Origin of the sequence: Sphingomonas sp. (assembly GCF_041661885.1) — a bacterium.
Taxonomy (GTDB): domain Bacteria; phylum Pseudomonadota; class Alphaproteobacteria; order Sphingomonadales; family Sphingomonadaceae; genus Sphingomonas.
This window is the reverse complement of the sequence record NZ_JBAZTL010000005.1, coordinates 150,147-172,507: the sequence shown is the minus strand read 5'-3', so window position 1 is coordinate 172,507 and position 22,361 is coordinate 150,147. Positions and strand designations below refer to the sequence as shown.

The 22,361-nt window shown below is 64.6% G+C and carries 15 protein-coding genes and 1 tRNA gene; 3 read left to right on the top strand and 13 right to left on the bottom strand.

Translation table 11 applies throughout. The annotated features are described in order from the left end of the window. Both ccoN and adhP read right to left on the bottom strand, forming a co-directional pair. A complete protein-coding gene (gene ccoN / locus WC704_RS11420) occupies positions 1-1,656 on the bottom strand; it encodes a cytochrome-c oxidase, cbb3-type subunit I (RefSeq protein WP_372890043.1) in 1,656 nt (551 codons plus the stop codon). A gap of 208 nt (positions 1,657-1,864) precedes the next feature. Next, complete coding sequence (adhP, locus tag WC704_RS11415) at positions 1,865-2,905, bottom strand: alcohol dehydrogenase AdhP (RefSeq protein ID WP_372890042.1); 1,041 nt, start codon at positions 2,903-2,905, stop codon at positions 1,865-1,867. A 190-nt stretch (positions 2,906-3,095) separates the two neighbouring features. Here adhP and WC704_RS11410 point away from each other — a divergent pair, with 190 nt between their 5' ends. Next, complete coding sequence (locus tag WC704_RS11410; protein ID WP_372890041.1) at positions 3,096-3,875, top strand: sterol desaturase family protein; 780 nt, start codon at positions 3,096-3,098, stop codon at positions 3,873-3,875. A gap of 18 nt (positions 3,876-3,893) precedes the next feature. Here the strand turns inward: WC704_RS11410 and WC704_RS11405 are convergent, their stop codons facing one another. From WC704_RS11405 to WC704_RS11390, 4 genes are all read right to left on the bottom strand, one after another. Continuing rightward, on the bottom strand, positions 3,894-5,453 hold the full coding sequence (locus WC704_RS11405; RefSeq protein ID WP_372890040.1) for an AAA family ATPase: 1,560 nt from the start codon (positions 5,451-5,453) through the stop codon (positions 3,894-3,896). A 76-nt stretch (positions 5,454-5,529) separates the two neighbouring features. After that, positions 5,530-6,702, bottom strand: coding sequence for a L,D-transpeptidase family protein (locus tag WC704_RS11400; RefSeq protein WP_372890039.1), 1,173 nt, complete (start codon positions 6,700-6,702; stop codon positions 5,530-5,532). Positions 6,703-6,714: 12 nt separating this feature from the next. Beyond that, positions 6,715-7,518: a universal stress protein gene (locus WC704_RS11395; protein ID WP_372890038.1), complete on the bottom strand. Its 804-nt coding sequence runs from the start codon at positions 7,516-7,518 to the stop codon at positions 6,715-6,717. Positions 7,519-7,970: 452 nt separating this feature from the next. Next, positions 7,971-8,046: transfer RNA gene (locus WC704_RS11390), tRNA-Thr, on the bottom strand. A 204-nt stretch (positions 8,047-8,250) separates the two neighbouring features. Between WC704_RS11390 and WC704_RS11385 the strand changes: the two genes are divergently transcribed. Both WC704_RS11385 and WC704_RS11380 read left to right on the top strand, forming a co-directional pair. Then, positions 8,251-9,534 (top strand): hypothetical protein, encoded by a 1,284-nt coding sequence (locus WC704_RS11385; RefSeq protein WP_372890037.1) that lies wholly within the window; start codon positions 8,251-8,253, stop codon positions 9,532-9,534. Positions 9,535-9,622: 88 nt separating this feature from the next. After that, complete coding sequence (locus tag WC704_RS11380) at positions 9,623-14,335, top strand: NAD-glutamate dehydrogenase (RefSeq protein WP_372890036.1); 4,713 nt, start codon at positions 9,623-9,625, stop codon at positions 14,333-14,335. Positions 14,336-14,363: 28 nt separating this feature from the next. On the opposite strand, the gene WC704_RS11375 is transcribed toward WC704_RS11380, so the two are convergent. From WC704_RS11375 to WC704_RS11345, 7 genes are all read right to left on the bottom strand, one after another. Further along, positions 14,364-15,440 (bottom strand): PepSY-associated TM helix domain-containing protein, encoded by a 1,077-nt coding sequence (locus WC704_RS11375; protein WP_372890035.1) that lies wholly within the window; start codon positions 15,438-15,440, stop codon positions 14,364-14,366. A gap of 14 nt (positions 15,441-15,454) precedes the next feature. Then, positions 15,455-16,138, bottom strand: coding sequence for a Fe2+-dependent dioxygenase (locus WC704_RS11370; protein ID WP_372890034.1), 684 nt, complete (start codon positions 16,136-16,138; stop codon positions 15,455-15,457). Then, positions 16,132-16,857 carry a tetratricopeptide repeat protein gene (locus WC704_RS11365; protein ID WP_372890033.1) on the bottom strand — a complete coding sequence of 242 codons (726 nt, stop codon included), beginning with the start codon at positions 16,855-16,857 and terminating at the stop codon, positions 16,132-16,134. The genes WC704_RS11370 and WC704_RS11365 overlap by 7 nt, the downstream gene beginning before the upstream one ends. Next, complete coding sequence (locus WC704_RS11360; protein ID WP_372890032.1) at positions 16,854-19,319, bottom strand: TonB-dependent receptor; 2,466 nt, start codon at positions 19,317-19,319, stop codon at positions 16,854-16,856. The genes WC704_RS11365 and WC704_RS11360 overlap by 4 nt, the downstream gene beginning before the upstream one ends. Before the next feature lie 67 nt (positions 19,320-19,386). Beyond that, entirely contained in the window at positions 19,387-19,656 is a 270-nt protein-coding gene (locus WC704_RS11355; RefSeq protein WP_372890031.1) for a ribbon-helix-helix domain-containing protein, read from the bottom strand. Beyond that, complete coding sequence (gene cobT, locus WC704_RS11350; RefSeq protein ID WP_372890030.1) at positions 19,628-21,475, bottom strand: cobaltochelatase subunit CobT; 1,848 nt, start codon at positions 21,473-21,475, stop codon at positions 19,628-19,630. The genes WC704_RS11355 and cobT overlap by 29 nt, the downstream gene beginning before the upstream one ends. Beyond that, the gene (locus WC704_RS11345) at positions 21,465-22,271 is read right to left on the bottom strand and encodes a hypothetical protein (protein ID WP_372890029.1); all 807 of its coding nucleotides are present in this window, start codon (positions 22,269-22,271) and stop codon (positions 21,465-21,467) included. The genes cobT and WC704_RS11345 overlap by 11 nt, the downstream gene beginning before the upstream one ends. Positions 22,272-22,361: the final 90 nt, after the last annotated feature.

Genomic DNA, 22,361 nt, shown 5'->3' with positions numbered 1-22,361 from the left:
TTATTCTGCTGGGACGTGCTGGAGCGGACGGTCGCGCGCCGGATCGAAAGCCGGGGACGACATCGGGGCTTCGTCGCGGAGCTTGCCCGCAATCGTCATCCAGATGTTCCAGGCCATAATCAGCGCACCGGTGAGGTAGAGCAGCCCACCCGTCGTGCGGATCAGATAATATGGGTGCATCGCCTGGACGACTTCGGCGAAGGAATAGACGAGATACCCGTCGCTTCCATATTCCCGCCACAGCAGACCCTGCATGATACCCGCTACCCACATGGACGAGGCGTAGAGGACGATGCCCAGCGTGGCGCACCAGAAGTGCCAGTTGACCATCCGCAGCGAATAGAGCCGGGTGCGGCCCCACAGGCGCGGCGTCATGTAATACAGCGCACCGAAGGTAATCATGCCGTTCCAGCCGAGCGCGGCGGAATGGACATGGCCGATCGTCCAGTCGGTATAGTGGCTGAGCGAATTGACCTCCTTGATCGACATCATCGGCCCTTCGAAGGTGGCCATGCCGTAGAAGGCGAGTGCGAACACCATCATGCGGATGATCGGGTCGGTGCGGATCTTGTCCCAGGCGCCGTTGAGCGTCATCAGGCCGTTAATCATGCCACCCCAGCTCGGCATCCACAGCATCACCGAGAACACTTCGCCCAGCGTCTGCGCCCAATCGGGCAGCGCGGTGTAATGGAGGTGGTGCGGCCCGGCCCAGATGTAGAGGAAGATCAGCGACCAGAAGTGGATGATCGACAGCCGGTAGCTGTAGATCGGTCGTTCGGCTTGCTTGGGCACGAAATAATACATCATGCCGAGGAAGCCTGCCGTCAGGAAGAAGCCGACCGCATTATGGCCGTACCACCACTGCGTCAGGGCATCCTGCACGCCGGCAAAGGCCGAATAGGATTTGGAGCCGAAGAACGACACCGGCACCGTCATATTGTTGACGAGATGCAGCATCGCAACGGTGATGATGAAGCCGAGATAGAACCAGTTGGCGACGTAGATGTGCGGCTCCGCGCGGCGCACGATCGTGCCGACATAAACCGCGAGATACGAGACCCACACGATCGTCAGCCAGATGTCGACATACCATTCGGGTTCGGCATATTCACGCCCCTCGGTGATGCCGAGCAGATAGCCCGTCGCCGCGAGCACGATGAACAGTTGATAACCCCAGAACACGAAGCGCGCGAGCCAGGGAAAGGCCAGCCGCGCACGGCAGGTGCGCTGGACGACATAATAGCTCGTCGCGATCAGCGCGTTGCCGCCAAAGGCGAAGATCACCGCCGATGTGTGCAGCGGACGCAAACGCCCGAAGGTGGTGAATTCGGAATGGAAGTTGAGCAGCGGGAAAGCGAGCTGCGAGGCGATGACCACACCGACCAGCAAGCCGACGACCGCCCAGAACACCGTGGCGATCACGCCCCAGCGCACAACCTCGTCATCATAGCGATCACGCGGTGCGGGCAAGGACCCGTCCGCCGCAATCGCCGGATTGCCGACGCGCCGCATGGCATAAAAGGCCGCGATAAAAGCCGCCAGCGCGACAATCCCCATCTGTATGGCAAAGCCGTGGTCGATCGCGCTGGCGGACATGCCCACCGCCGCGAATGCTACCAGGAGCCATGCCCCCGCCCTCATTACGATTCCGTCCATTCGCCCCTCCGCGGCCATCACAGCCCGCCTATGGCCAAGCCAGCCGACACGGCCTTTGACCTTCGTCAAACCGCTACCGTGGTTTCTGAACGCGGGCTGTACGTAGAGTTACGTGGTTGGTGGTGTGTGGGGGGCAAACACCTGCACACATCAAACGAGGCCGGGCATGGGCCCGACCTCGTCCTTGATCGCTCCGTTGCGCCGAGTGTCAGGCGGCTGGCCGATCCTCGAAATCGATCACCACGCGGCCCTCGATCTCGCCGCGATGCATCCGATCGAATATGTCGTTGATGTTTTCCAGCGTGTCGGTCGTCACCGTCGCGCGCACCTTGCCCGCGGCGGCGAAATCGAGCGATTCCTGGAGATCCAGCCGCGTCCCCACGATCGAGCCGCGCACGGTGATGCCGTTCAGCACCGTATCGAAAATCGAAATTGGAAATTCGCCCGGCGGCAAACCGTTGAGCGACACCGTGCCGCCACGCCGCACCATGCCCATCGCCTGCTTGAACGCAATCGGGCTGACGGCCGTGACCAGCACGCCCTGCGCGCCGCCAATCTCCTTTTTGATGAAGGCCGCCGGATCGGCATGGTGCGCGTTGACCGTCAAGCTCGCGCCGAGTTCCTCGGCCAGTTTCAGCTTGGCATCGTCAATGTCGACCGCGACGACGTTCAGCCCCATCGCCTTGGCATATTGCACCGCCATGTGGCCAAGCCCGCCAATGCCCGAAATCGCCACCCAGTCGCCCGGCTTGGTATCGGTAACCTTCAGGCCTTTATAGACCGTGACGCCGGCGCACAGCACGGGCGAGATTTCAACAAACCCGACATTGGCGGGCAAATGGCCGACATAATTGGGATCGGCCAGCACATATTCGGCAAAGCTGCCATTGACCGAATAGCCGGTATTCTGCTGCTCCTCGCACAGCGTTTCCCAACCGCCCAGGCAATGCACGCAATGCCCGCACGCGCTGTACAGCCACGGCACGCCGACGCGGTCGCCTTCCTTGACATGGACGACGCCGCTGCCGACCGCAACGACATGGCCGACGCCCTCATGCCCGGGAATGAAGGGCGGGTTGGGCTTGACCGGCCAATCCCCTTCGGCGGCGTGGAGATCGGTATGGCATACGCCGCTCGCCGCGATCTTGACGAGGATCTGTCCCGGCCCCGGCATCGGCACCTTGACCTCCTCGATCACCAATGGCTTGCCGAATTCGCGGACAACGGCGGCTTTCATGGTCTTCTGCATGGTCTCGCTCCTTTGGAGGCGCGGCACGGGCGCGTCACGGCCATGCACAGATCGACCACCCAAGGCCATTCGAACATCGGGACATTTACCTATAAGCAGGTCCCCTCCGCGATTTGATGGCGGTCAAACGCCCTTGCCTGGCCCGCCGCTATCGCTCGCTCCCAATCGGAATGATCGGGCGAGATATCGAGTGAACACCGCACGCACGGGCCAAAACGGCACCTTCTGGACACGGTCGCATTATCTCGACCGGATGACCTTCCGCGAATTGGTAGTCGCCTATTTTCAGCATTACACCATCGTCGCCTATCTGGCGCTGACCGCGCTTTCGATCGGCCTGTTCGTGTGGCACCCCGCCGCACCATTGCCGACGGTCGCGACGGTTGCGCTGATCCTGTTTGCCTATCCGCTGATCTGGTACGTGCTGCACCGTTGGGTGTTGCATTGCCACTGGATGTTCAAAGTGCCGTTTCTGGCCTCCACCTGGAAGCGGATCCATTACGACCATCATGTCGACCCCAATCATCTGGAGGTGCTGTTCGGCGCGCTCTATACCACGCTGCCGACGCTGCTCGTGGTTGCCGCCTTGCCCGGCTATCTGATCGGCGGGATCGGCGGCGCGGCGGCGGGCTTCGCCACCGGGCTGCTCTGCACCTGCTTCTACGAATTTTTCCACTGTATCCAGCATCTTGCCTACAAACCGCGCATCAAATGGCTGGCGACGATGAAGGTGCGGCACGTCGAGCATCATTTCCATAATGAGGACGGCAATTTCGGCATTACCAATTTCGTGTGGGATCGCCTGTTCGGCACGCTCTATTCCCGCGCCGATCGTCCGGCGAAGAGCCCGACCGTCTTCAACCTCGGCTATACCGAGGAGGTCGCCCAGCGCTATCCGTGGGTCGCGCGCCTGTCGGGCGGTGTCGCGGTCGGCCATCCGCGCCGCCGGATGCAAAACCGGCAGGGATAACGTCCGGCATCCATCGCCTCAGACGAAGCGCATCGCAGTCCGCACCGCGCGCGACACCGCATCAAGCGCGCCGTCTGCGGCAATGCGGTGCCAGTCCCCAAGCGGACCGACCGCCTTCGCCGCCTGGCGGCGGACGACGTCGGCATTCGCGTCCGAGGCATCATGCTGCCGCGCCGCGACCCGCGCCAGGCGACGATCGAGATCAGCCTCGAGCCAGACGCCGGAAAAGACGGCGCGCCCGCGCCTGGCGACGATCTCGATCGCATCGCGCTGGTCGCGCGACGCAAAGGTTGCATCGACGATAACGGCGCTCCCCTGCGTCAGCGCCGCTGCGGCCAGCCGATCGAGCAAACGATAGATCTGCTCCGTCGTATCGGGTGCATAATAAGCAGGCGGCAGCCCCATTTCGGGCATAACGCCAGCGCTGCGCTTCCGCAGCACATCGGTGCGCAGGATACGGGCACCGGGCGCGCGCCCGACATCCGCGCCAAGGCTGCGCGCGATGCTGGACTTTCCGGTTCCCGACAGCCCCCCAATCGCGACCAGTCGCGGCGGCACCGGCGCGATCAACTCGGCCGCCAGGGCAAGATAGCTGCTCGCCTCACGATCCAGCGCAGCATCGCCGCCAGCCTGCGTGCTGCGCGTCGCGGCGATGTGCGCGCGGATCACCGCGCGCGTCGCCAGGAAAACAGGCAACAGCGCAAGCGCGCCCTCATCTTCGGGTGAAAGATCGAGATAGCGGTTGAACACGATGTTCGCCCCGCGCCGCAGCCCCCGCCGCCACACATCCATCACCAGAAAAGCGAGGTCGTAGAGCACGTCAGTGGTGGCGAGCCCGGTGTCAAATTCGAGGCAGTCGAACAGCCTCGGCTCGCCATCGATCACCGCGATATTGGCCAAGTGCAAATCGCCATGCACATGCCGCACCCGCCCCGCCGCTGCACGCACATCGAGCAGCGGCGCGAACTGCTCAACCCGCGTGCGCAAATCATGACCAAGCTTGGTGACCTGCGCGATGTCGAGGATCGACGGGAATTGGCCCAATCGATCCAGCGCGGCGTCGACGACTTTGCGAAAATCGTCCGCAGCGGTCTTGGTTCGCACGATCGGTTCGGTCGCGTGGAAGCGCTGAACGCGGTCCGCCAGCCGCAGCAGCAGCGCATCGTCGATCTGCCCGGTCGTCGCCAGCTCATCGAGCAGCGCGCCATCGGGGAAGCGGGTCATTTCGAGCAGCCAGTCGACCGTTTCTCCAGCCCCGTCGATCGACAATTGCCCCCCTTTGCCGCGACGGATGGGGTGAACCGCACGATACAGCATTGGCGCAGTGCGGCGGTTGAGCGCGAGTTCCGCCTCCAGCGCACGTTCGCGCAGCGCCGGCGTGGAAAAATCGAGATAGGGCAAGCGCACCGCACGCTTCAGCTTCCATGCCCGATCGGGGCATAGAAACACCACCGCAGCATGGGTGTCGATCCGGCGCGGCGGGCTGGCAAGATCGAAGGCAGCACCAGACCCGAGAAACGCGAGAATCTCCGCCTGCCCGCCCGGCTCGGATTCTGGAAGGGGCGAAGACGTCTTCATCGCCGCAAGGTTAGCAGCGACGCCGAACCGCTCTATCGGGAAGAATACGTGGATCGATCCCCCGGTCGAGAAAGATTCAGGATGCTTTCGCAAGCCCGGCGTCGCGCCCGTACACGTCGTCCAGATAGGCAACCCCGCCCGTTGCCGCCGGGTCCGCCACGGCGGTGAAATAGACGACGTAAACGGGCACCGGTCGATCAAGCGCGAAGGTGCGATTGGTGCCCTGCGCCAGATATTGATCGAAGCTCCGCACCGTCTCCGGCGCGAGCAGCGTGCGCGCCAGCACGTCTGGATGTTCGGTCCGCATACACCCATGCGAGAAAGCGCGCCGTTCCTGCTCGAACAGCCGCTTTGACGGCGTATCATGCAGGAAGATGCTATAGGCGTTGGGCATCTCGATCTTGACCTGGCCAAGCGCGTTGAGCGGCCCCGGTTTCTGCCGCACTTGCAGCCGCCCCCCCGCCCCGCGCGTCGCGACATAACCGAGCCGCGCGGCTTGGGCCGGGCGATTGCGCACCATCGCGCCGACGCTTTCCGACACGATGCTGCTCGGCACGCTCCACCACGGATTGGCGGTGACCCCGGTCACCAACGCCGCGAACACCGGGGTGGGCGTCGCAGGCTTGCCAACGATGATGCGGTGGCTCTGGATAATGTGATCCCCCTCGATCAGATCCAGTCGATACGCCGCCGGATTCGCCCAGAGATAATGGGCACCGAGCGCGCGCGGCAGCCAGCGCCAGCGTTCCAGATTGACCTTCAGCGTCGTGCAATGCGCCGGGGTATCGCACGTCGGCAGCGCGGCGCGCAATGCGGCATAGCCCGCCGTCCGCGGCAGCAGCGCTTGCAGCGCGCCCGCCACATCGTGCCGCGCGATCGCCTCACGCAGCCACAGGTCGAGGTCGATCGGATCGCGCGCGATCTCCCACCCTTTGCGCGCATCGCCGGGTGCGGCACCTTCGGCATAATCATGCGCAAGCAGCAATGCGGCGCGACTGGCCTGCGCCTCCAGATCGGGCGCACGCAGATCGATCGCGTGTTGCAACGCCGCCGCGCCATAGCGCTCGGGGTTCAACCCTTCCTGCGCCGATCGACCAATTTCCTGGACGAGCGCAGCAAAATCGCCGGCGGACCAGCGCGGAGCCTGCACCATAACGGGCGGCACCGGCGGTTGTTGGGCCGCGGCACTGGCAACCGAAGCGCTCGCCGCGACCGAAAGGGCCGCAGCGAGGCGGACGAACACTAACATCGCCAAGATCGTTCAGTGCGCCAGGAAGATCGGCACAGGGCTTTTCGTCAACATCATCCTGGTCACTCCACCAAACAGAGCCTCGGCAACACGGTGGTGGCCGAATCCTCCCATCACCACATAGCCGAAGTGCCCACCGGACACCCGCCCAAACAGCACATCCCCGACCTTTGCCCCGTCAAGCGCGACATGTTCGATCTCCGCGTGAATGTCATAACGCGAAAGATAGACCGCAGCCGCTTCGGCGGGGAGCCGATCCGATTCGTCGCCAATCGCGATGATCGTCACGCGCTCGGCATAGCGCAGGAGCGGCACCGCCGCCCGCAGCGCCGCCGCCGACGCGGTCGAGCCATCCCACGCAATGAGCGCCCGGTCGAGGTCGAGCCGGACAAGGTCCTCTGGCACCGCGAGCACCGGCGTGCGGGCCTTGACCACCAGATCACCCGCCAGCGCCCGCATGTCGGGCACCGGGCACGCCTCCAATTGGCGATTGACGACGATGAGATCGGCCAGCGCCGCTTCATCGCGCAGACACGGGCCCACTTCGCCGGTCGCATCGCGCCAATCCCAGCTCACATCTTCATGGGCCAGCCGCGCCTCCAATTGCGTGCGATTGCCCGCCTCGCGCTGCTTTTCTTCCTGCAGCAACATGCCAAAACCCGCATCGCCCAGCGCATCGGCAACCACCAGGGTGGGCATGATCGTCACGTCGAGGCACACCAGATGCCCTTCCAGCGTCCGCGTCAGATCAAGCGCCGCCTGAACGCGCGATTCCTGGCCGCCATCGTCATGCACCAACAGCAATATGGTCTTCATGCATGCCTCCAAAGATTCTTGGTTCGCAAACACGGTAACGAGGGAAGAACGCCCCCGGCATTGGGACTAATACGCAGGCCGCGCCGCTCCGTTGCGGTTCCGGATGAATCGGCACCAGCCGATAGCTCGCCACCGTCTTCGGGCGCTTGCCATCGTCCGTCCTTACCAATCGGTCGCAGAAGCCGTCCGCAGGGAACGGTCGATATGTGTTGATCCCAAAGCCTCGCGAAGATCGACGGCCACACGAACCCCGATATTGGTAGATCGCTCCTGGTCGCCACAGCCCCGAAAATCGCATATGCGACACCCTTGTGCTACAATTTTAGGGTCGAATAGCTGTGTGATTTGAATGTGTTGATACGGTTTCGAGCGCGTTGCTGTGCGACAGCGTCGCGTAACGTTACCCTCGCAATCGCGCCTTAAACGATTGTTTTCAAAGATTTTGTGTAGGCTGGTGCCGCTTACAGGACTCGAACCTGTGACCCCCGCATTACGAATGCGATGCTCTACCAACTGAGCTAAAGCGGCAACGCGCCGGTCCGTGCGGACCAAGGCGAGGGCGGGCGCTTATCAGGTCATTGTCGGGCTGACAAGCGGTGCGATGAAACACGAGCGCCATCATCGGTGAAAACGCACGCCCTTTACCCCGCGTTTACCACGCACGGCGCACAAGGCGTGCCGGTGACGCTTGCCCATGTCGGGCCGGGTCGCGCCAGGTGAGGCGTTTGCGCAATGGATAGTGTTCGCGGTTTCGAGGAAGATCGGCTCGGCACGGACGAGATCGACGGCGGGCGCGTCGACGACTCGGTCGACACCGGCGTCGCCGATACGCAAATCGAGGTCGGCACCGATGAGCGGCGGATGCACGTACGTGCCTATAATCATTGGGTATCGCTGCTCGGTGGGCGCCCTTATCCCTCGATCGAAGACCTCGACCCGGCCAACATTTCCGATTTTGGACCGCACAGCGTGCTGCTCGATTTCTCCGCCGGCATCGAAAACCCCGCCATCGCCTTTCTCGGCAAGGCGCTGCGCGAGGAATGCGCGCTCGATTCGTCGGTCACCCATATCGCGCAGGTGCCGAGCCGCTCGCTGCTGTCACGGTTGACCGACCATTATCTGCAAATCATCGCGAATCGCGCGCCGATTGGCTTCGAAGCCGAATTCGTCAGCACGCGCGGCTTCAACACCCTGTATCGCGGCATTCTGATGCCCTTTTCCTCAGACGAGGATTCGATCGACTTCATCTATGGGGTCATCAATTGGAAGGAATTGGTCGACGCCGAAACGCAAGCCAAGTTGCAGGCGGAGATCACCGCCGCTGTCACCACCGCGCCCAAGGCCATCGCCACCGCACCGGTCTGGGCCGATGGCCCGAGCGCCGGGATCGACGATGCGGCAGCCCCCGAAGACGAGATTCTGGCGATCGCCGGAACCAGCCTGAACGACCAGTTGATCCTGGCGCAGCAGACCGCAGCGGCGCTGCGCGCCGCCGACACGCGCCACCGCGCAACGCTATACCGCGTCCTGTCGCGCGCGCATGAATTCGTCGCAGCAGCCGATGCCGATCCGGCAGGGTATGAAGCCTTGCTGGCAGCGGCGGGAATCGCCGTCCAGCTCCGCGCGCCGATGACACCAGTGGTCAAGCTCATCTTCGGCAGCGACTATGACAAGACCCGGCTGACCGAATATGCCGCCGTCCTGGCCCATGCCCGCCGCATGGGCATTGCCGCCGGGGCGCTGGGGGCGTTCCTCGATTCGTTCGAGGGGGGTATCAAGGGCGTGGTCAAGGCCGAACGCGCGGCACGCGCGCCGATCGCCAAACCACGCCCCAATCCCACGACCGTACTGGCCGACCGCCCCACGCTGGCCAGCGTCACGATCGAAAGCCGCGCTGCACGAGGGGACTATGTCCTGCTGCTCGCCCGCGCTGGCGCGGATGGTATGCTCGATATCGTGGCCGAAATCGGCGACGATGCCGCGCTCACCGCGCGCGCCGTGCGCCGCATGGTGTGACCGCCCGCTGGTCGGGTGCCAAACCCGGCCAATTTTGTGCGGTGCCACAAGTCTTGAGGTCGTCACGCGACCGGCGCATAGGGCGTCTATGGCTAAAACCACGCTGAAATCGCTGTCGGATGCACTCGCCGTCCGGCTGACCAAGGGTGCGCTTCCGGGCGAGTTGCAAGGGTTCGGCAAAACCGAACGCGCCGATGCCGCCGCCTTTGTCGCCGCCACCGCCGAACGCCGGGCGACCGGGGCCGCGCCCAAGCCCAATATCGCGCTGGAACCGCTGCCCGGCACCGACCCGCGTCGCCGGATGCGGCTCGCCATCGTCAATGACGACATGCCCTTCCTCGTCGATTCGATCGCCGCGACGATCAGCAGCCACGATATCGCGATCGACCGGATCATCCATCCGGTGGTGTGCGTCACGCGCGATGCCGATGGCGCGCTGGTCAGCGTCGATGACAAGGGCTCGCCCGAATCGATGATCTATATCGAGCTGGAACGCGCCGACGCGCGCGAGCGGCGCGATCTGATCGCGGCGCTGGAGCGCAATCTCGCCGATGTCCGCACGGCGGTCGATGACTGGCAGGCGCTGCAGGATGCAATGGCAGCCGATATCGCCACGCTGCCGGCGGGCGAAGGGGCCGCTTTGCTGTTCTGGTTGCTCGACCAGAAGTTCACGCTGCTGGGCCATGAACTGTGGATCGGCCGCAACGAAACCAAACTTGGCATCGCGCGTAACCCGGGCCCGGTGCCAATTCTGGCGGAAGCTTCGCGCACGCTGGCGATGGAATGGTTCGCCAAGGGGGGCCAGGCGCCTTTGCTGCTCAAATCCAACCTGATTTCAGGCGTGCACCGCCATGTCCCGCTCGACCTTGCAGTGGTGCCGGTGCGCGACAAGGATGCCGTGGTTGGCCTGTCGATCCATGCCGGGCTGTGGACGAGCAGTGCGCTCAAGGCCGCACCGCAGGACGTGCCGGTCCTCCGCGAACGGCTCGCCGGGCTCGAGGCGAAGTTCGGCTTCGACCCCAAGGGCCATACCGGCAAGGCGCTGACCCATGCGCTCGCCGGGCTGCCGCATGACCTCATCATCGCTTTCCCACCGGAAGCGCTGGAGGATGTGGCGCTGACCGCGATGTCACTGGCGGATCGTCCGCGGCCCAAGCTGCGGCTGGTGCGCAGCGTGCTGGGGCGGCATCTGTTCGCCTTTGTGTGGTTGCCGCGCGACGATTTGACCACCGCGCGCCGCACCGCGATTGGCGAAATGCTGGCCGAGGCGGCCAAGGCGAGCGTGCTCAACTGGTCCATCGAAGTCGATGACACGATCGCGCTGATCCGCTTCACGCTCGATCTGCGCGAAGGTGGCATATTGCCCGAGACCGACGCGCTCGACACGCGGATCGCGCGGATGGTGCGCGGATGGGTGCCAGCGGTCGAGGCGGCGCTGGTCGAACAAACCGACCCGGCACGCGCCGCGCGGCTTGCGCTCAAACATGCCGCCAGCTTCCCGACGGCGTATCGCGGCGCCAACACCGCCGAGGAGGCCGCGCGCGACATCGTGCGGCTGGCACGGCTGGAAACTGCGGCCGATCGCTCGGTGCGGATGTATCGCGACGAACGCGGCGCCGCCCGGCTGAAAATCTATCGCCTGGGCGGCGCGCTGGCGCTGTCGGACGCGGTGCCGGTGCTGGAGAATTTCGGCTTCCGCGTGATCGAGGAATTGCCGACCGCGCTGATCGGCGAGGAACAGGGCTTTGTGCATGAATTTCTGGTCGAGGCGGCGGGCGTGCGCTTGTCCGATGACACCAGCGTGCTGGAAAATGCGATCCAGGCGGTGCTGGAGGGCAAGGCCGAAAATGATGAATTCAATCGCCTGATCGTCGATGCCGGGGTAGCTCCGGCTTCGGTCGTGCTGTTCCGTGCCTGGTTCCGCTATCTGCGTCAGGCTGGGTTGACCTATGGTCTGGTAACGGTGGTCGACGCGCTGCGTCGCGCGCCGAAAGTCGCCGCCGCGTTGATCGAGCGCTTTGCTGCCGCGCATGATCCGGCGCGCGCCACCCCCGTTCGTGCTGAGCCTGTCGAAGCACCTGCGCGCGGCAAGGCCCTTCGACAGGCTCAGGGTGAACGGGTGCGGGGTGGTGCTACGGTACAACGACCCGATCTGATCGAAGCCGCCGACGCGGCGATCGATGCCGGGCTCGATACGGTTTCCGCGATCGATGACGACCGCATCCTGCGCTCGCTGCGCAGCGTCATTGCCGCCACGCTGCGCACCAATGCCTTTGCCCCCGCCGGTCGGACGGCGCTGGCGTTCAAGCTCGACAGCCATCTCGTCCCCGGCCTGCCCGCGCCCGTGCCGTGGCGCGAAATCTGGGTCTATTCGCCGCGGATCGAGGGCATCCACTTGCGCGCGGGGCCCGTCGCGCGCGGCGGTTTGCGCTGGTCCGACCGGCGCGACGATTTCCGTACCGAGATCCTCGGGCTGATGAAGGCACAGCGCGTCAAGAACGCCGTGATCGTGCCGACCGGCGCGAAGGGCGGTTTCTACCCCAAGCAATTGCCGCCCGCCGCCAATCGCGATGCGTGGCTGGCTGAGGGCACCGAAAGCTACCGCGTGTTCATCCGCGCGCTGCTGTCGATCACCGACAATATCGTCGAGGGTGCGGTGGTGCACCCCGCCGACGTCGTCATCCATGATGGAGACGACCCCTATTTCGTCGTCGCCGCCGACAAGGGCACCGCAACCTTCTCCGACGTCGCCAATGCGATTGCGCTCGAACACACATTCTGGCTGGGCGATGCCTTCGCCAGCGGCGGCTCGGTCGGTTACGATCACAAGGCGATGGGCATCACCGCCAAGGGCGCGTGGGTCAGCGTCCAGCGCCATTTCGCCGAGCGCGGGGTGGACGTACAAACCCAACCGATCCGTGTCATCGGCTGCGGTGACATGTCGGGCGACGTGTTCGGCAACGGCATGTTGCTGAGCCAGACGCTCAAGATCGTCGCGGCGTTCGACCATCGCCATATCTTCCTCGATCCCGATCCCGATCCCGCCGCAAGCTGGGCCGAGCGGGCGCGCATGTTCGCCCTCCCCCGTTCGAGCTGGGCGGATTATGACGCATCGCTCATCTCCAAGGGCGGCGGCGTGTTCCCGCGCACCGACAAGATCATCAAGCTGTCCAAACAAGTGCGCGCGGCGCTTGGCATCGAGGCAAGCGAGATGGAGCCAGGCGCGCTGATCTCGGCGATCCTGAAGGCCCCGGTCGACCTGATCTGGTTCGGCGGCATCGGCACCTATGTGAAGGCGCGCGCCGAAAACAACATCGCCGTCGGCGATCCGGCGAACGATCGCCTGCGCGTCGACGCCGAGGATCTACGCGCCACCGCGATCGGCGAAGGCGCGAACCTGGGTGTCACCCAGGCCGCGCGCATCGCCTTTTCGGCGCGCGGCGGGCGCATCAACACCGACTTTATCGACAATTCGGCTGGCGTCGATTGCTCGGATAATGAGGTCAACATCAAGATTGCGCTCAACCGCGAGATGATCGAGGGCCGCCTTGCTTACGACAAGCGCAACACCTTCCTCGCCGGGATGACCGACGATGTCGCGCACCTCGTGCTGGAGGATAACCGCCTGCAAACGCTCGCGCTGTCGATCGCCGAGAGCGATGGCGCGCGCGACGTGCCGAGCTATGTCCGCTTGATCGAGATTTTCGAGGCAGGCGGTTCGCTCGACCGCGCGGTCGAGGGGCTGGCGGGCAATGACGACCTGTTGCGCCGTGCCGCCGAAGGGCGCGGGTTGACCCGGCCAGAGCTCGCCGTACTGCTGGCGACCGCCAAGCTCGCCTTGCAGGCATCGATCGAGAAAGCGGGCCTCGGGCTCGATCCCGATTTGCGGCCCGATCTCCACGCCGCCTTCCCGCCCGCGATGCGCAAGAAGTTCGGCGCGGCGATCGACCAGCACCGGCTGCGCGGCGAAATCGTTGCGACCAAGCTTGCCAACCGCATCATCAACCGCATGGGCGTGCTCTACCCGTTCGAACTCGCCGAGGAAGAAGGCGCGGCGATGAGCGACATCGCCGCGATGTTCGTCGTCGCCGAACGTTTGTTCGACTTGCCGACCTTGTGGCGCGAGATTGAAACGGCGGAGATGCCCGAAAACGCGCGGATCGCCTTGTTCGATGAAGTCGCGGTCGCGACGCGCTCGCAAATCGCCGATCTGCTCCGCGTCACGCGCAGCGGCACCGGGCCGGGGGCCGCGCTTGCGCGGCTTGGCAAGGGCATTGTTCAACTCGACAAGCAGACCAAGGCGTTGCTGCTCGAAGAAGCCAGCGCGCAAAGCGCCCGCATCGCCATCACGCTGGAAACGGCGGGCGCACCCAAGAAGCTGGTGCAGAAGGTCGTGCGTCTGTTCGAGCTCGACGGCGCGGTCGGTCTCGCCGATCTTGGCGAACGATTGGGGCTGAACGAGACCGTGCTGACGCGTGCCTTCACCCGGCTCGGCCAGGCGCTGGGGCTGGATTGGGCGCAAACCCATGCCGCGCGTATCTCATCGAGCGATCCGTGGGAGCGCCTGCTGATTGCGGGGCTGGCGCGCGATTTCCAGCAGTTGCGGCTGGAGTTCCTCGGGCGCGGGGCGAGCGGCAGTGACGTCGATCCGCAGGCGCTGGTTGAGACATGGCTGGCCGACAATGCCGGACGCGTCGGTCAATTCAAGGCGGTGGTTGATCGCGCGCGCCTGGCCCCTGCGCCCAACGCGGCGATGCTGGCGCAAATTGCGGGTCAGGCGCGGGTGCTGCTGGGGCGGTAACTGTCAATCCTCCCCGGACCGGGGAGGATCAGGCCCGTCCCCGCTGTCGCGCCTTCAGTTCCGCCCGCCAACCCCGCGCGCGCCACCACATGATAATCCCGGTCACAGCCAGGATCGCGGGCAACAGCCCGCCCAGGAAGATCACGATCTGCCACGCCAGCCCCATCCGGGTGCCGTCGTGGATGCGCCGCATTGTGCGCGCGAGCGGCTCTGGCGCGGCGCGAGGCACCTCGGTCACGCCATTGCGGTCATCGACCAAAACGCCGCGTGCTTCCTGCGCGAAGTCGATTTTCCACATCGGTTTTTGATCGGTCGGCCATTCCACTTTGGACACCTTGCCCGGTATCGCCGCGCGCGCGGTGGCGATCGCGCTATCCAGCGCGAGCTGCGGCAGCGCCAACGGCACCACCGGACGCGTTGCATTCGGACGCCCGCCCGCCGCAGGACCGCCGCCACCGAAGACTTGTGGAAAGGAAATCCACACCCCCGTCAGCGACAGCACGAACAGCGGCAGCGCAACCCAAAGGCCAAGCAAATGATGCAAATTGCTGTCGGTGTTGCGATGCCGCCGCCAGCGCAAGCCGCGCACCCAGCGCCCGACCGTTGGCCACCACAGCCATAGCCCCGATACGCACGACAGCAGCATCGCAACGCCGATCCAGCCGACCACCTGCCGCCCAACGCCGGGAATGAGCATCGATCCGTGAAACATGTGCAGCATACGGATCAGCCCGCTGCCGCTATTGGCAAAATCCAGCACGCGCGCGCTCGGCGGATCGAGCCAGACTGTCTTGCGCGGCGGGGGGCCTTGGACCCGCATGCCCTTGCCCGCGAGACTCGCCGAAACGACGACCGGTTCCCCCGGCGTGCCCGGCAGTGTCAGTGCCACAATGCGGTCCTCCGGCGCGAGTACCCCGCGCGCGGCGGCAACGTAACGCTGCGGGTCCAGCGTGTTGCTGCCGCTGGTCGCATAGCGTTGCGGGTTGAGCGCATGGTCGAGCGCTTCGTCCCACACCAGCGCAGCCCCGGTCAGCGAGAGTGGGATGATGAGGATCGCGAGGGTCAGGCCGATCCATTTATGCACCTGAAGCCAAGCGTTGCGCATACCGATCCTGCCCATCACACCTCGGCCCACTGGCGCAGCAAATTGTGGTACACGCCGGTCAGGCGGACGACCTCGCCATCCCCCTGCCCCAGCCGCGCGCCGACCGACTGGATCGCGGTATCGAGATCGAGCAGCGTGGCGCGCGCTTCATTGTTGCGGATCATCGACTGGATCCAGAAGAAGCTGGCGACGCGCACCCCGCGCGTCACCGGCGCGACATGGTGCAGGCTGGAGGCGGGATAGAGTACCATTTGCCCGGCGGGCAGCTTCACGCGCTGTTCGCCAAACTGCATCTGGATGACGAGTTCGCCTCCGTCATAGCTGTCAGGATCGGCAAGGAAGAGCGTCGCTGACAAATCGCTGCGAATACGGAAATCGCTGCCGCGGCGGATGCGGATCGCGGTGTCGATATGTGCGCCGAAGCCATCGCCTTGCGCGTACCGGTTGAACAGCGGCGGGAACACCTTGAGTGGCAGCGCGGCGGCCACGAACAAGGGGGAAGCGGCGAGCGCATCGAGCACCATCGCCCCACCGCGCCTGGCCGCATCCGAATCTTCGGGCAGTTGCGCATTGCGTTTGGCCAACGCCGACTGCTGGCCCGAGGTATCATTGCCATCGATCCAACTTGCGGCATCGATCAGCGCACGCAAATCTGCAACTTGGGTCGCGCTCAACAGATCGGGAATGACGGTCAGCATGATGCAGCAGCCTTAAGTGCCTGGACGCCGCGTTTGCGCAGCGCGGGAATATCGCAGGTTGCCAGCCACGCTGCTGCCTTTTCGACAAAGACCGGGGTCGCGGTCGCGCCTGCACGGCGGAGCCAGTTGAGCGATTCCTCAATCGCGCCCGTGGTCGCCAGCATCCGGGCATGGTTGAATGCGCCCCGAAAATCGCCCCCCTCGGCGGCGCGGGCATAGCAGGTCGCCGCCTTGGCAAGATCGCGTGGCACGACCCAGCCATCTTCATGAAAGCTGCCGACGAAATTGGTCGCCTTGGCATTGCCGAGCCCCGCCGCCTTGCAGAACCACTCCAGCGCCAGCGGCTTGTCCTCGGTCACGCCCTGCCCGAGCGCTAGCAGCGTCGCGTAATTGTACATGCCCCAATCGAGCCCGCGTTCGGCGGCGATGCGATAGCATTCGGCGGCCCGGCCCTTGTCCGGCGTGGTGCCCCAGCCAAGGTCGTAACACCGCCCGACCATGTTGATCGCCATCAGGTGATGCTGCGCCGCCGCCTTGATGAACCAGCCGAGCGCAGCGGGCGCATCCTGCGCCACACCCGTGCCATCGAGCAGCACTTGACCGTATAGCGCCTGCGCCTCGGCCACGCCGCTTTCCGCGCATTCGCGCAGGAAGGCGGCGCGCTCTTCCGGCGATCCGGACAGGCGCGCGGCGACTTCCGCGTCCGACAGCCCGTTCAAAACGCCACCTTCACCGTGCCGAACACGGTACGCCCGGGCGCGATCGATGCATAATGGCTGGTATAGGTCTGCGTGAAATAGACCTTGTCGGTCAGGTTCTGTGCGTTGATCGACAGTTCCAGTTGGTCGTTGAGCTTGAACCGCGCCTGCGCATCGAAGCGCCAATAGCTGGGGATGCCGCGCGTAAGGATCTTGGTCGCGGGGGTGACCGTTACCACGCCCGCACTGGTCTGCGTCGCGCTGCGGTTGTCGGCATAGCCGCCATTCTGCTTGTCCATATAATAGGCCCCGCCGCCGAGCGAAATGCGTCGCGTCAGCTCGACATTGGTCGACAGGGTGAAGCTGTTGCGCGCGGTTTGCGGGACATTTTTGCCGGTGTTGACCGAAGGCACTTGCACCGTCGTCGCCCTGGCTGCCCCATTCGCCGCCACCGTCAACGCGGTGAAGCCACCATCGACGATCCTGGCATCAAGGAAAGTGTAGCCGCCAAACACCGTCCAGCCGGGCAGCACGGTGCCGCTGGCGGTGAGCTCCACGCCCCGAATCCGCGTCGAACCGAGATAGGCGATGGTGTTATTGGCATCGGTCACGCGGGCATTGGCGATGTCGGTCTGGAACACGGCGAGGCCAAGCGCCAGCTTTTCGCCGAACAGGCTCGCCTTCGCGCCGACCTCATAGGACTTGGTCTTTTGCACCCTCAACGATTCGAGCGCGTTCGCAGTGGCCAGGGTCGTCGGCAACGCATTGTCCTCACGGCCCTCGCCGAGCAGGCTGTTGGGCGGCGTCGCGGCGGTGGCATAGGTCGCATAGACGCTGGTTTCCTTGGTCGGCTTGAACACCAGCCCCGCCTGCCAGTTGAACAGTTCGTCGGTGCGCGAGAAGCGGAACGTGGTGGTCGCATTGGCCGGCTGCCCCGGCGTGATCCGCGAGGTGAAACGATCATAGCGTGCGCCGACGTTGAGGATCAGCGACGGCAGCAGCGTGATCGAATCGAACCCGTAAAGCGCCTGCGTCTCGGCGTCGTTCTGCGTTTCCTCAATCGGCAGCGACCGCACGATCGGGGACGGGGTGGACGAGGTGTCGCTGGCGTAATTGACCCAGGGGTCATTCGGATTGGCCGAGAAGAGGCTTGCACAATAATAACGCGCGACGGTGGCGGTGTTGCAGCGCGGGGAAATGCTCGACCCGTTGGACAAGATTTCGGTGCCACTGGAATTGAGAAAACCGCGCGTGACATAGGTGCCGCGCCGCGCCTTTTCCCAGGACACTTCGGCCCCAACCGCGAAGTCATGCTTGATCCCGCCGGTGCTGAAGCTGCCCGACAGATCGAGCTGATCGACGATGCTTTCGGCATAGCTGTAGCGCGTGTTCGACCGCCGCCACACCTGCCCGCTGCCATAGACATTGCCCGTCGAATCGTCGGGCAGGGTGAAGATATAGGCTTGGGCATCATGGCTGAAACGCGCGGTGTTGCGCAGCGTCACCCCGCCAAAATCATGCTCGACCCGCACTGTTGCCTGATCGGTGATGCTATCGCGGAAATCACGGCTGGTAAGGCCATAAAAGGTCGAGCGGGCGACATAACCGGTCTGGCCATTGGCGGTGGTGATCCGCCCCAACGCGGGTTCGGTGCGGATCGCGCCCGTCCCCGGCGCATTGGCGATGGTGTAGAGATAGGGAATGCCACTGTCGGGTAATTCGTGACTTTCCAGGCGGTAATAGCCGATGGTCAGCCGCGTTGGCGTGCCAAGCCCGATCGTGAAGCTCGGCGCCACACCCCAGCGCCGTTGATAGATGGCATCGCGCCCGGCAACATCCTGATCGTGCCACAGGCCTTCGATGCGGAAGGCGGCGGTGTCGCCGAGTTTGAGGTTGAGATCGCCAACAATACGCTTGTAGTCGGCATTGCCATAGCTGCCCGCGATCGACCCAAAGGTGCGCGCCTGCGGCAATTTGGTCAGGATATTGATCGTCCCGCCTGCGCTGCCGCGCCCGCCAAGCGTGGAATCCGATCCGCGCACGATCTGCACCGAATCGATTGCGAACACTTCCCGGCTCTGTGATGCAAGGTCACGCACACCATCGACATAGATCGACCCCTGGCTGTCAAAGCCGCGGATGAAGGGCCGGTCGCCAATCGGGTTGCCCCCCTCCGCCGCGCCAAAGGTGATGCCGGGCACCGTGCGCAACGCGTCTTGCAGGGTGGTTGAGCCAGTCTGCGCAATCACCGATTTGTCGAGCACCACGATCGATTTGGGCGTGTCGATCAGCGGGGCAACCAGCTTCGGATCGACCGGGCGCCGTTCGCGCGCACCATTGACGATGATGTCCAGCTTGCGATCCGCGTCCTCATCATTGGCGGGCGGCGGCGGCGTGACATCGTTCGCATAAGCCGGAAAACTGGCAAAGGCCCCGACACAGGACAAAGCGAGGTAAGCAGGCTTGCGAGCGACGTGTGGCAAAGTGTGATCCCCTTGACGATGGGGATCAGCTATTGCGAGTCACTCGCATTGTCAACGCTATTGCGATTTATTCGCATTTTTGCGCAGCCAGCACCCAACTGCGCAGCGCGCTGGCAAGATTGGGGGGATCGTCGGCCAGGATTCGCACCGAATCGATCTGCGCGATCAACGCGTTGAGCGGTAGCAAGCGCGCAGCCGCCTGCGCCTCCAGCGCGTGCCAGAAAATCGGCTCGAGGCTGATCGAAGTGGGGTGTCCGGCAATCGTAACGGAGCGTTTGACCGGGCCGACAAAACCGCCCGGCGGGGCTTCAACCACGCCCCCGCCCCATCGGGGCATCGAACAACGCCGCCAATTGCTCGATGATTGTCCCGCCAAGTTGTTCTGCGTCCATGATCGTCACCGCGCGCGCATAATAGCGCGTCACGTCATGCCCGATGCCGATCGCGGCGAGTTCGACCGGCGACTTCGCTTCGATCCAGCCGATCACCTGGCGCAAATGGCGTTCGAGATAGCTGCCCGAATTGACGCTCAGCGTCGAATCGTCGACCGGCGCGCCATCCGAGATCACCATCAGGATCTTGCGGTCCTCGGGCCGCGCGATGATGCGCGAATGTGCCCAGAGCAGCGCCTCGCCGTCGATATTTTCCTTCAGCAGCCCCTCGCGCATCATCAGCCCGAGCGAGGTGCGCGCGCGCCGCCACGGCTCGTCGGCCTTCTTATAGACGATGTGGCGCACGTCGTTGAGCCGCCCCGGCTGCGGCGGACGCCCGGCATTAAGCCAGGTCTCGCGCGATTGACCGCCCTTCCACGCGCGCGTGGTGAAGCCCAAAATCTCGGTCTTGACGCCGCACCGCTCCAGCGTGCGCGCCAGAATATCCGCTGAAATCGCCGCAATCGAAATCGGGCGTCCGCGCATCGATCCTGAATTGTCGATCAGCAGCGTCACCACCGTGTCGCGGAAGTCGGTTTCGCGCTCGATCTTGTAGCTGAGCGACAGCGTCGGGTTGACCACGATCCGCGCCAGCCGCGCCGCATCGAGAATGCCCTCTTCCTGGTCGAAATCCCAGCTACGATTCTGCTGCGCCATCAACCGGCGCTGCAGTCGGTTGGCGAGCTTGGTCACCGCGCCTTGCAAATGCACCAATTGCTGGTCGAGATAGGAGCGCAGCCGCGTCAGCTCATCGGCGTCGCACAGGTCGGTCGCGGCGATGACTTCGTCATACGCCGTGGTCCACGCCTTATATTCGAACTGCGGCGAGAAATCCGCAAACGGCCGGTTGGGGCGAACCGGGAGCATCCCCTCTTCGCCTTCGTCGCCGGGTTCGCCGTCCATGTCGTCGAACGAATCGTCGCTTTGCTCGGTGCCTTCGCCCTCTTCGCTGTCCGAATCCTGCTCGGACCCGCGTGCCTCGATTTCACCCTGGCCCTGCTCGCCGTCGTCCTCGCCTTCGTCGCCCTGATCGTCCTGCTGCTCTTCGGTGCCTTCATCCTCGGAACCGCCTTCCTCGGATTCGTCGGGGATCATGTCCCCTTCAATCAATTCGAGATCTTCGAGCAGCTTGGTGGTCAGGCTGGCAAAAGCGCGCTGATCGTCGATCGCGAGCCCCAGCGCATCAAGGTCGCGTCCCGCTTTCTGTTCGATCCAGTCGCGCACCAGGTCCAGTCCCGGCGCGGTCGCCTCGGGTGGCGGCGCTCCGGTCAGGCGTTCGCGCACCATCAGCCCGAGCGCGGTGGAGAGCGGCACCTCGTCGCGCGTCCGTGCGCGCGTGATCGGATCGGCGCGCAACCGCGTCTCCAACGCGACATCCAGATTGGCCGCAATCCCGGCATAACCACGCGCACCAAGCGCCTCGACTCGCGCGCCCTCAGCCGCATCGAACACCGCGCGCGCCACCGCCTCATGCGGCGCAATCCGGCCATGCAGCGCGGTGTCGTGATAGCGCAGCCGCAGCGCGAAGCCGTCGGCAAAACCGCGCGCCTCGGCCACTTGCTCGGGCGGCAGCGTGCGCGCGGGCATCGGCACTTTGATATGCTTGCCCGATTGGCTCGGCGAATCGGCGGTGTAGGCAAGCTCGATCTCGGGCTCATGCGCAACCGCGCGCGCCGCGCCACCCAGCACGGCCTTGAAACGATCGAGGGGAGTCTCAGTAGGCACGGCTCAGCTCCGGCAACACAATATGCCCAGGCGCGAGATCATGGTCCATCCGGATCGTCGCGACATGGCTTTTGACATCATAACGCAGCACCGTGACCACGGCGGTGCCGACAATCAAGTAATTGGGCAGTTTGGCGACCGACACATAATAACGCGGATGCGGCACTTCACGCATCCGGCCAAAGGCAACCGCCTCGAGATCGAAGGCGATGCGGTCGTCGGTTCCGGCTGGCCCGGCATACCGCAACCGCGCGATGCTATCGTCGCTCAACCGTCGCCCTTCAATCACGCCATAATCGGTCGCGGGAATTTCGAACGGCGCCTGCCCCGCCCCCTTGGCCCCGATGAGAAAGGCGTGATCGAACGCACGGTCGCGATCACTGTCGAACAGGCAGAAGCGCGTGTTGAGCTGCGTCGGGCGCAACGCCCCGACCAGCCCGAAGGCGAGTTGCCCTGACAAGGCTTTCCCGACCGAGCCGACCCGGGTCTTCTCGCAATAATAAACCGGCGGCGGGTTCGCAAAGCCGGCATCGGTCCCGGTCTGCAACACCTCGCCGCGCGCAAAGCGGCGTTGCTGCCCCTTATGGTCGAGCGCCAGATCGGCCCCCAGCACCGCCACATCGGGCTTGGAAATGATCGCGCTGGAGACGATCGCCCCCGGCGAAATTTCCTGAATGCCCTGACGCGACAGCGTTTCGACGAGCTTCAAGGGCACAGGCGGCGGCACCGCCTCGGGTGCGGCGGCACCGGTCAGCAACAGCGCGCCAAGCGCAAGCGGGAGGAGGGGACGAGTCACGACGCCCCTGCTACCAGATCGCCACATATCGGAAAGCGGCGATGTCGATATCGCCGCACGAACAGCCCTTTGCGTGCGCCCGTTCGCCCC

What these genes read in the sequence shown, in the direction of transcription:
- ccoN (WP_372890043.1), bottom strand. Translation starts at nt 1,656, where the DNA reads ATGGACGGAATCGTAATGAGGGCGGGGGCATGGCTCCTGGTAGCATTC.
- adhP (WP_372890042.1), bottom strand. Translation starts at nt 2,905, where the DNA reads ATGCAGAAGACCATGAAAGCCGCCGTTGTCCGCGAATTCGGCAAGCCA.
- WC704_RS11405 (WP_372890040.1), bottom strand. Translation starts at nt 5,453, where the DNA reads ATGAAGACGTCTTCGCCCCTTCCAGAATCCGAGCCGGGCGGGCAGGCG.
- WC704_RS11400 (WP_372890039.1), bottom strand. Translation starts at nt 6,702, where the DNA reads ATGTTAGTGTTCGTCCGCCTCGCTGCGGCCCTTTCGGTCGCGGCGAGC.
- WC704_RS11395 (WP_372890038.1), bottom strand. Translation starts at nt 7,518, where the DNA reads ATGAAGACCATATTGCTGTTGGTGCATGACGATGGCGGCCAGGAATCG.
- WC704_RS11385 (WP_372890037.1), top strand. Translation starts at nt 8,251, where the DNA reads ATGGATAGTGTTCGCGGTTTCGAGGAAGATCGGCTCGGCACGGACGAG.
- WC704_RS11380 (WP_372890036.1), top strand. Translation starts at nt 9,623, where the DNA reads ATGGCTAAAACCACGCTGAAATCGCTGTCGGATGCACTCGCCGTCCGG.
- WC704_RS11375 (WP_372890035.1), bottom strand. Translation starts at nt 15,440, where the DNA reads ATGCGCAACGCTTGGCTTCAGGTGCATAAATGGATCGGCCTGACCCTC.
- WC704_RS11370 (WP_372890034.1), bottom strand. Translation starts at nt 16,138, where the DNA reads ATGCTGACCGTCATTCCCGATCTGTTGAGCGCGACCCAAGTTGCAGAT.
- WC704_RS11355 (WP_372890031.1), bottom strand. Translation starts at nt 19,656, where the DNA reads ATGCCCCGATGGGGCGGGGGCGTGGTTGAAGCCCCGCCGGGCGGTTTT.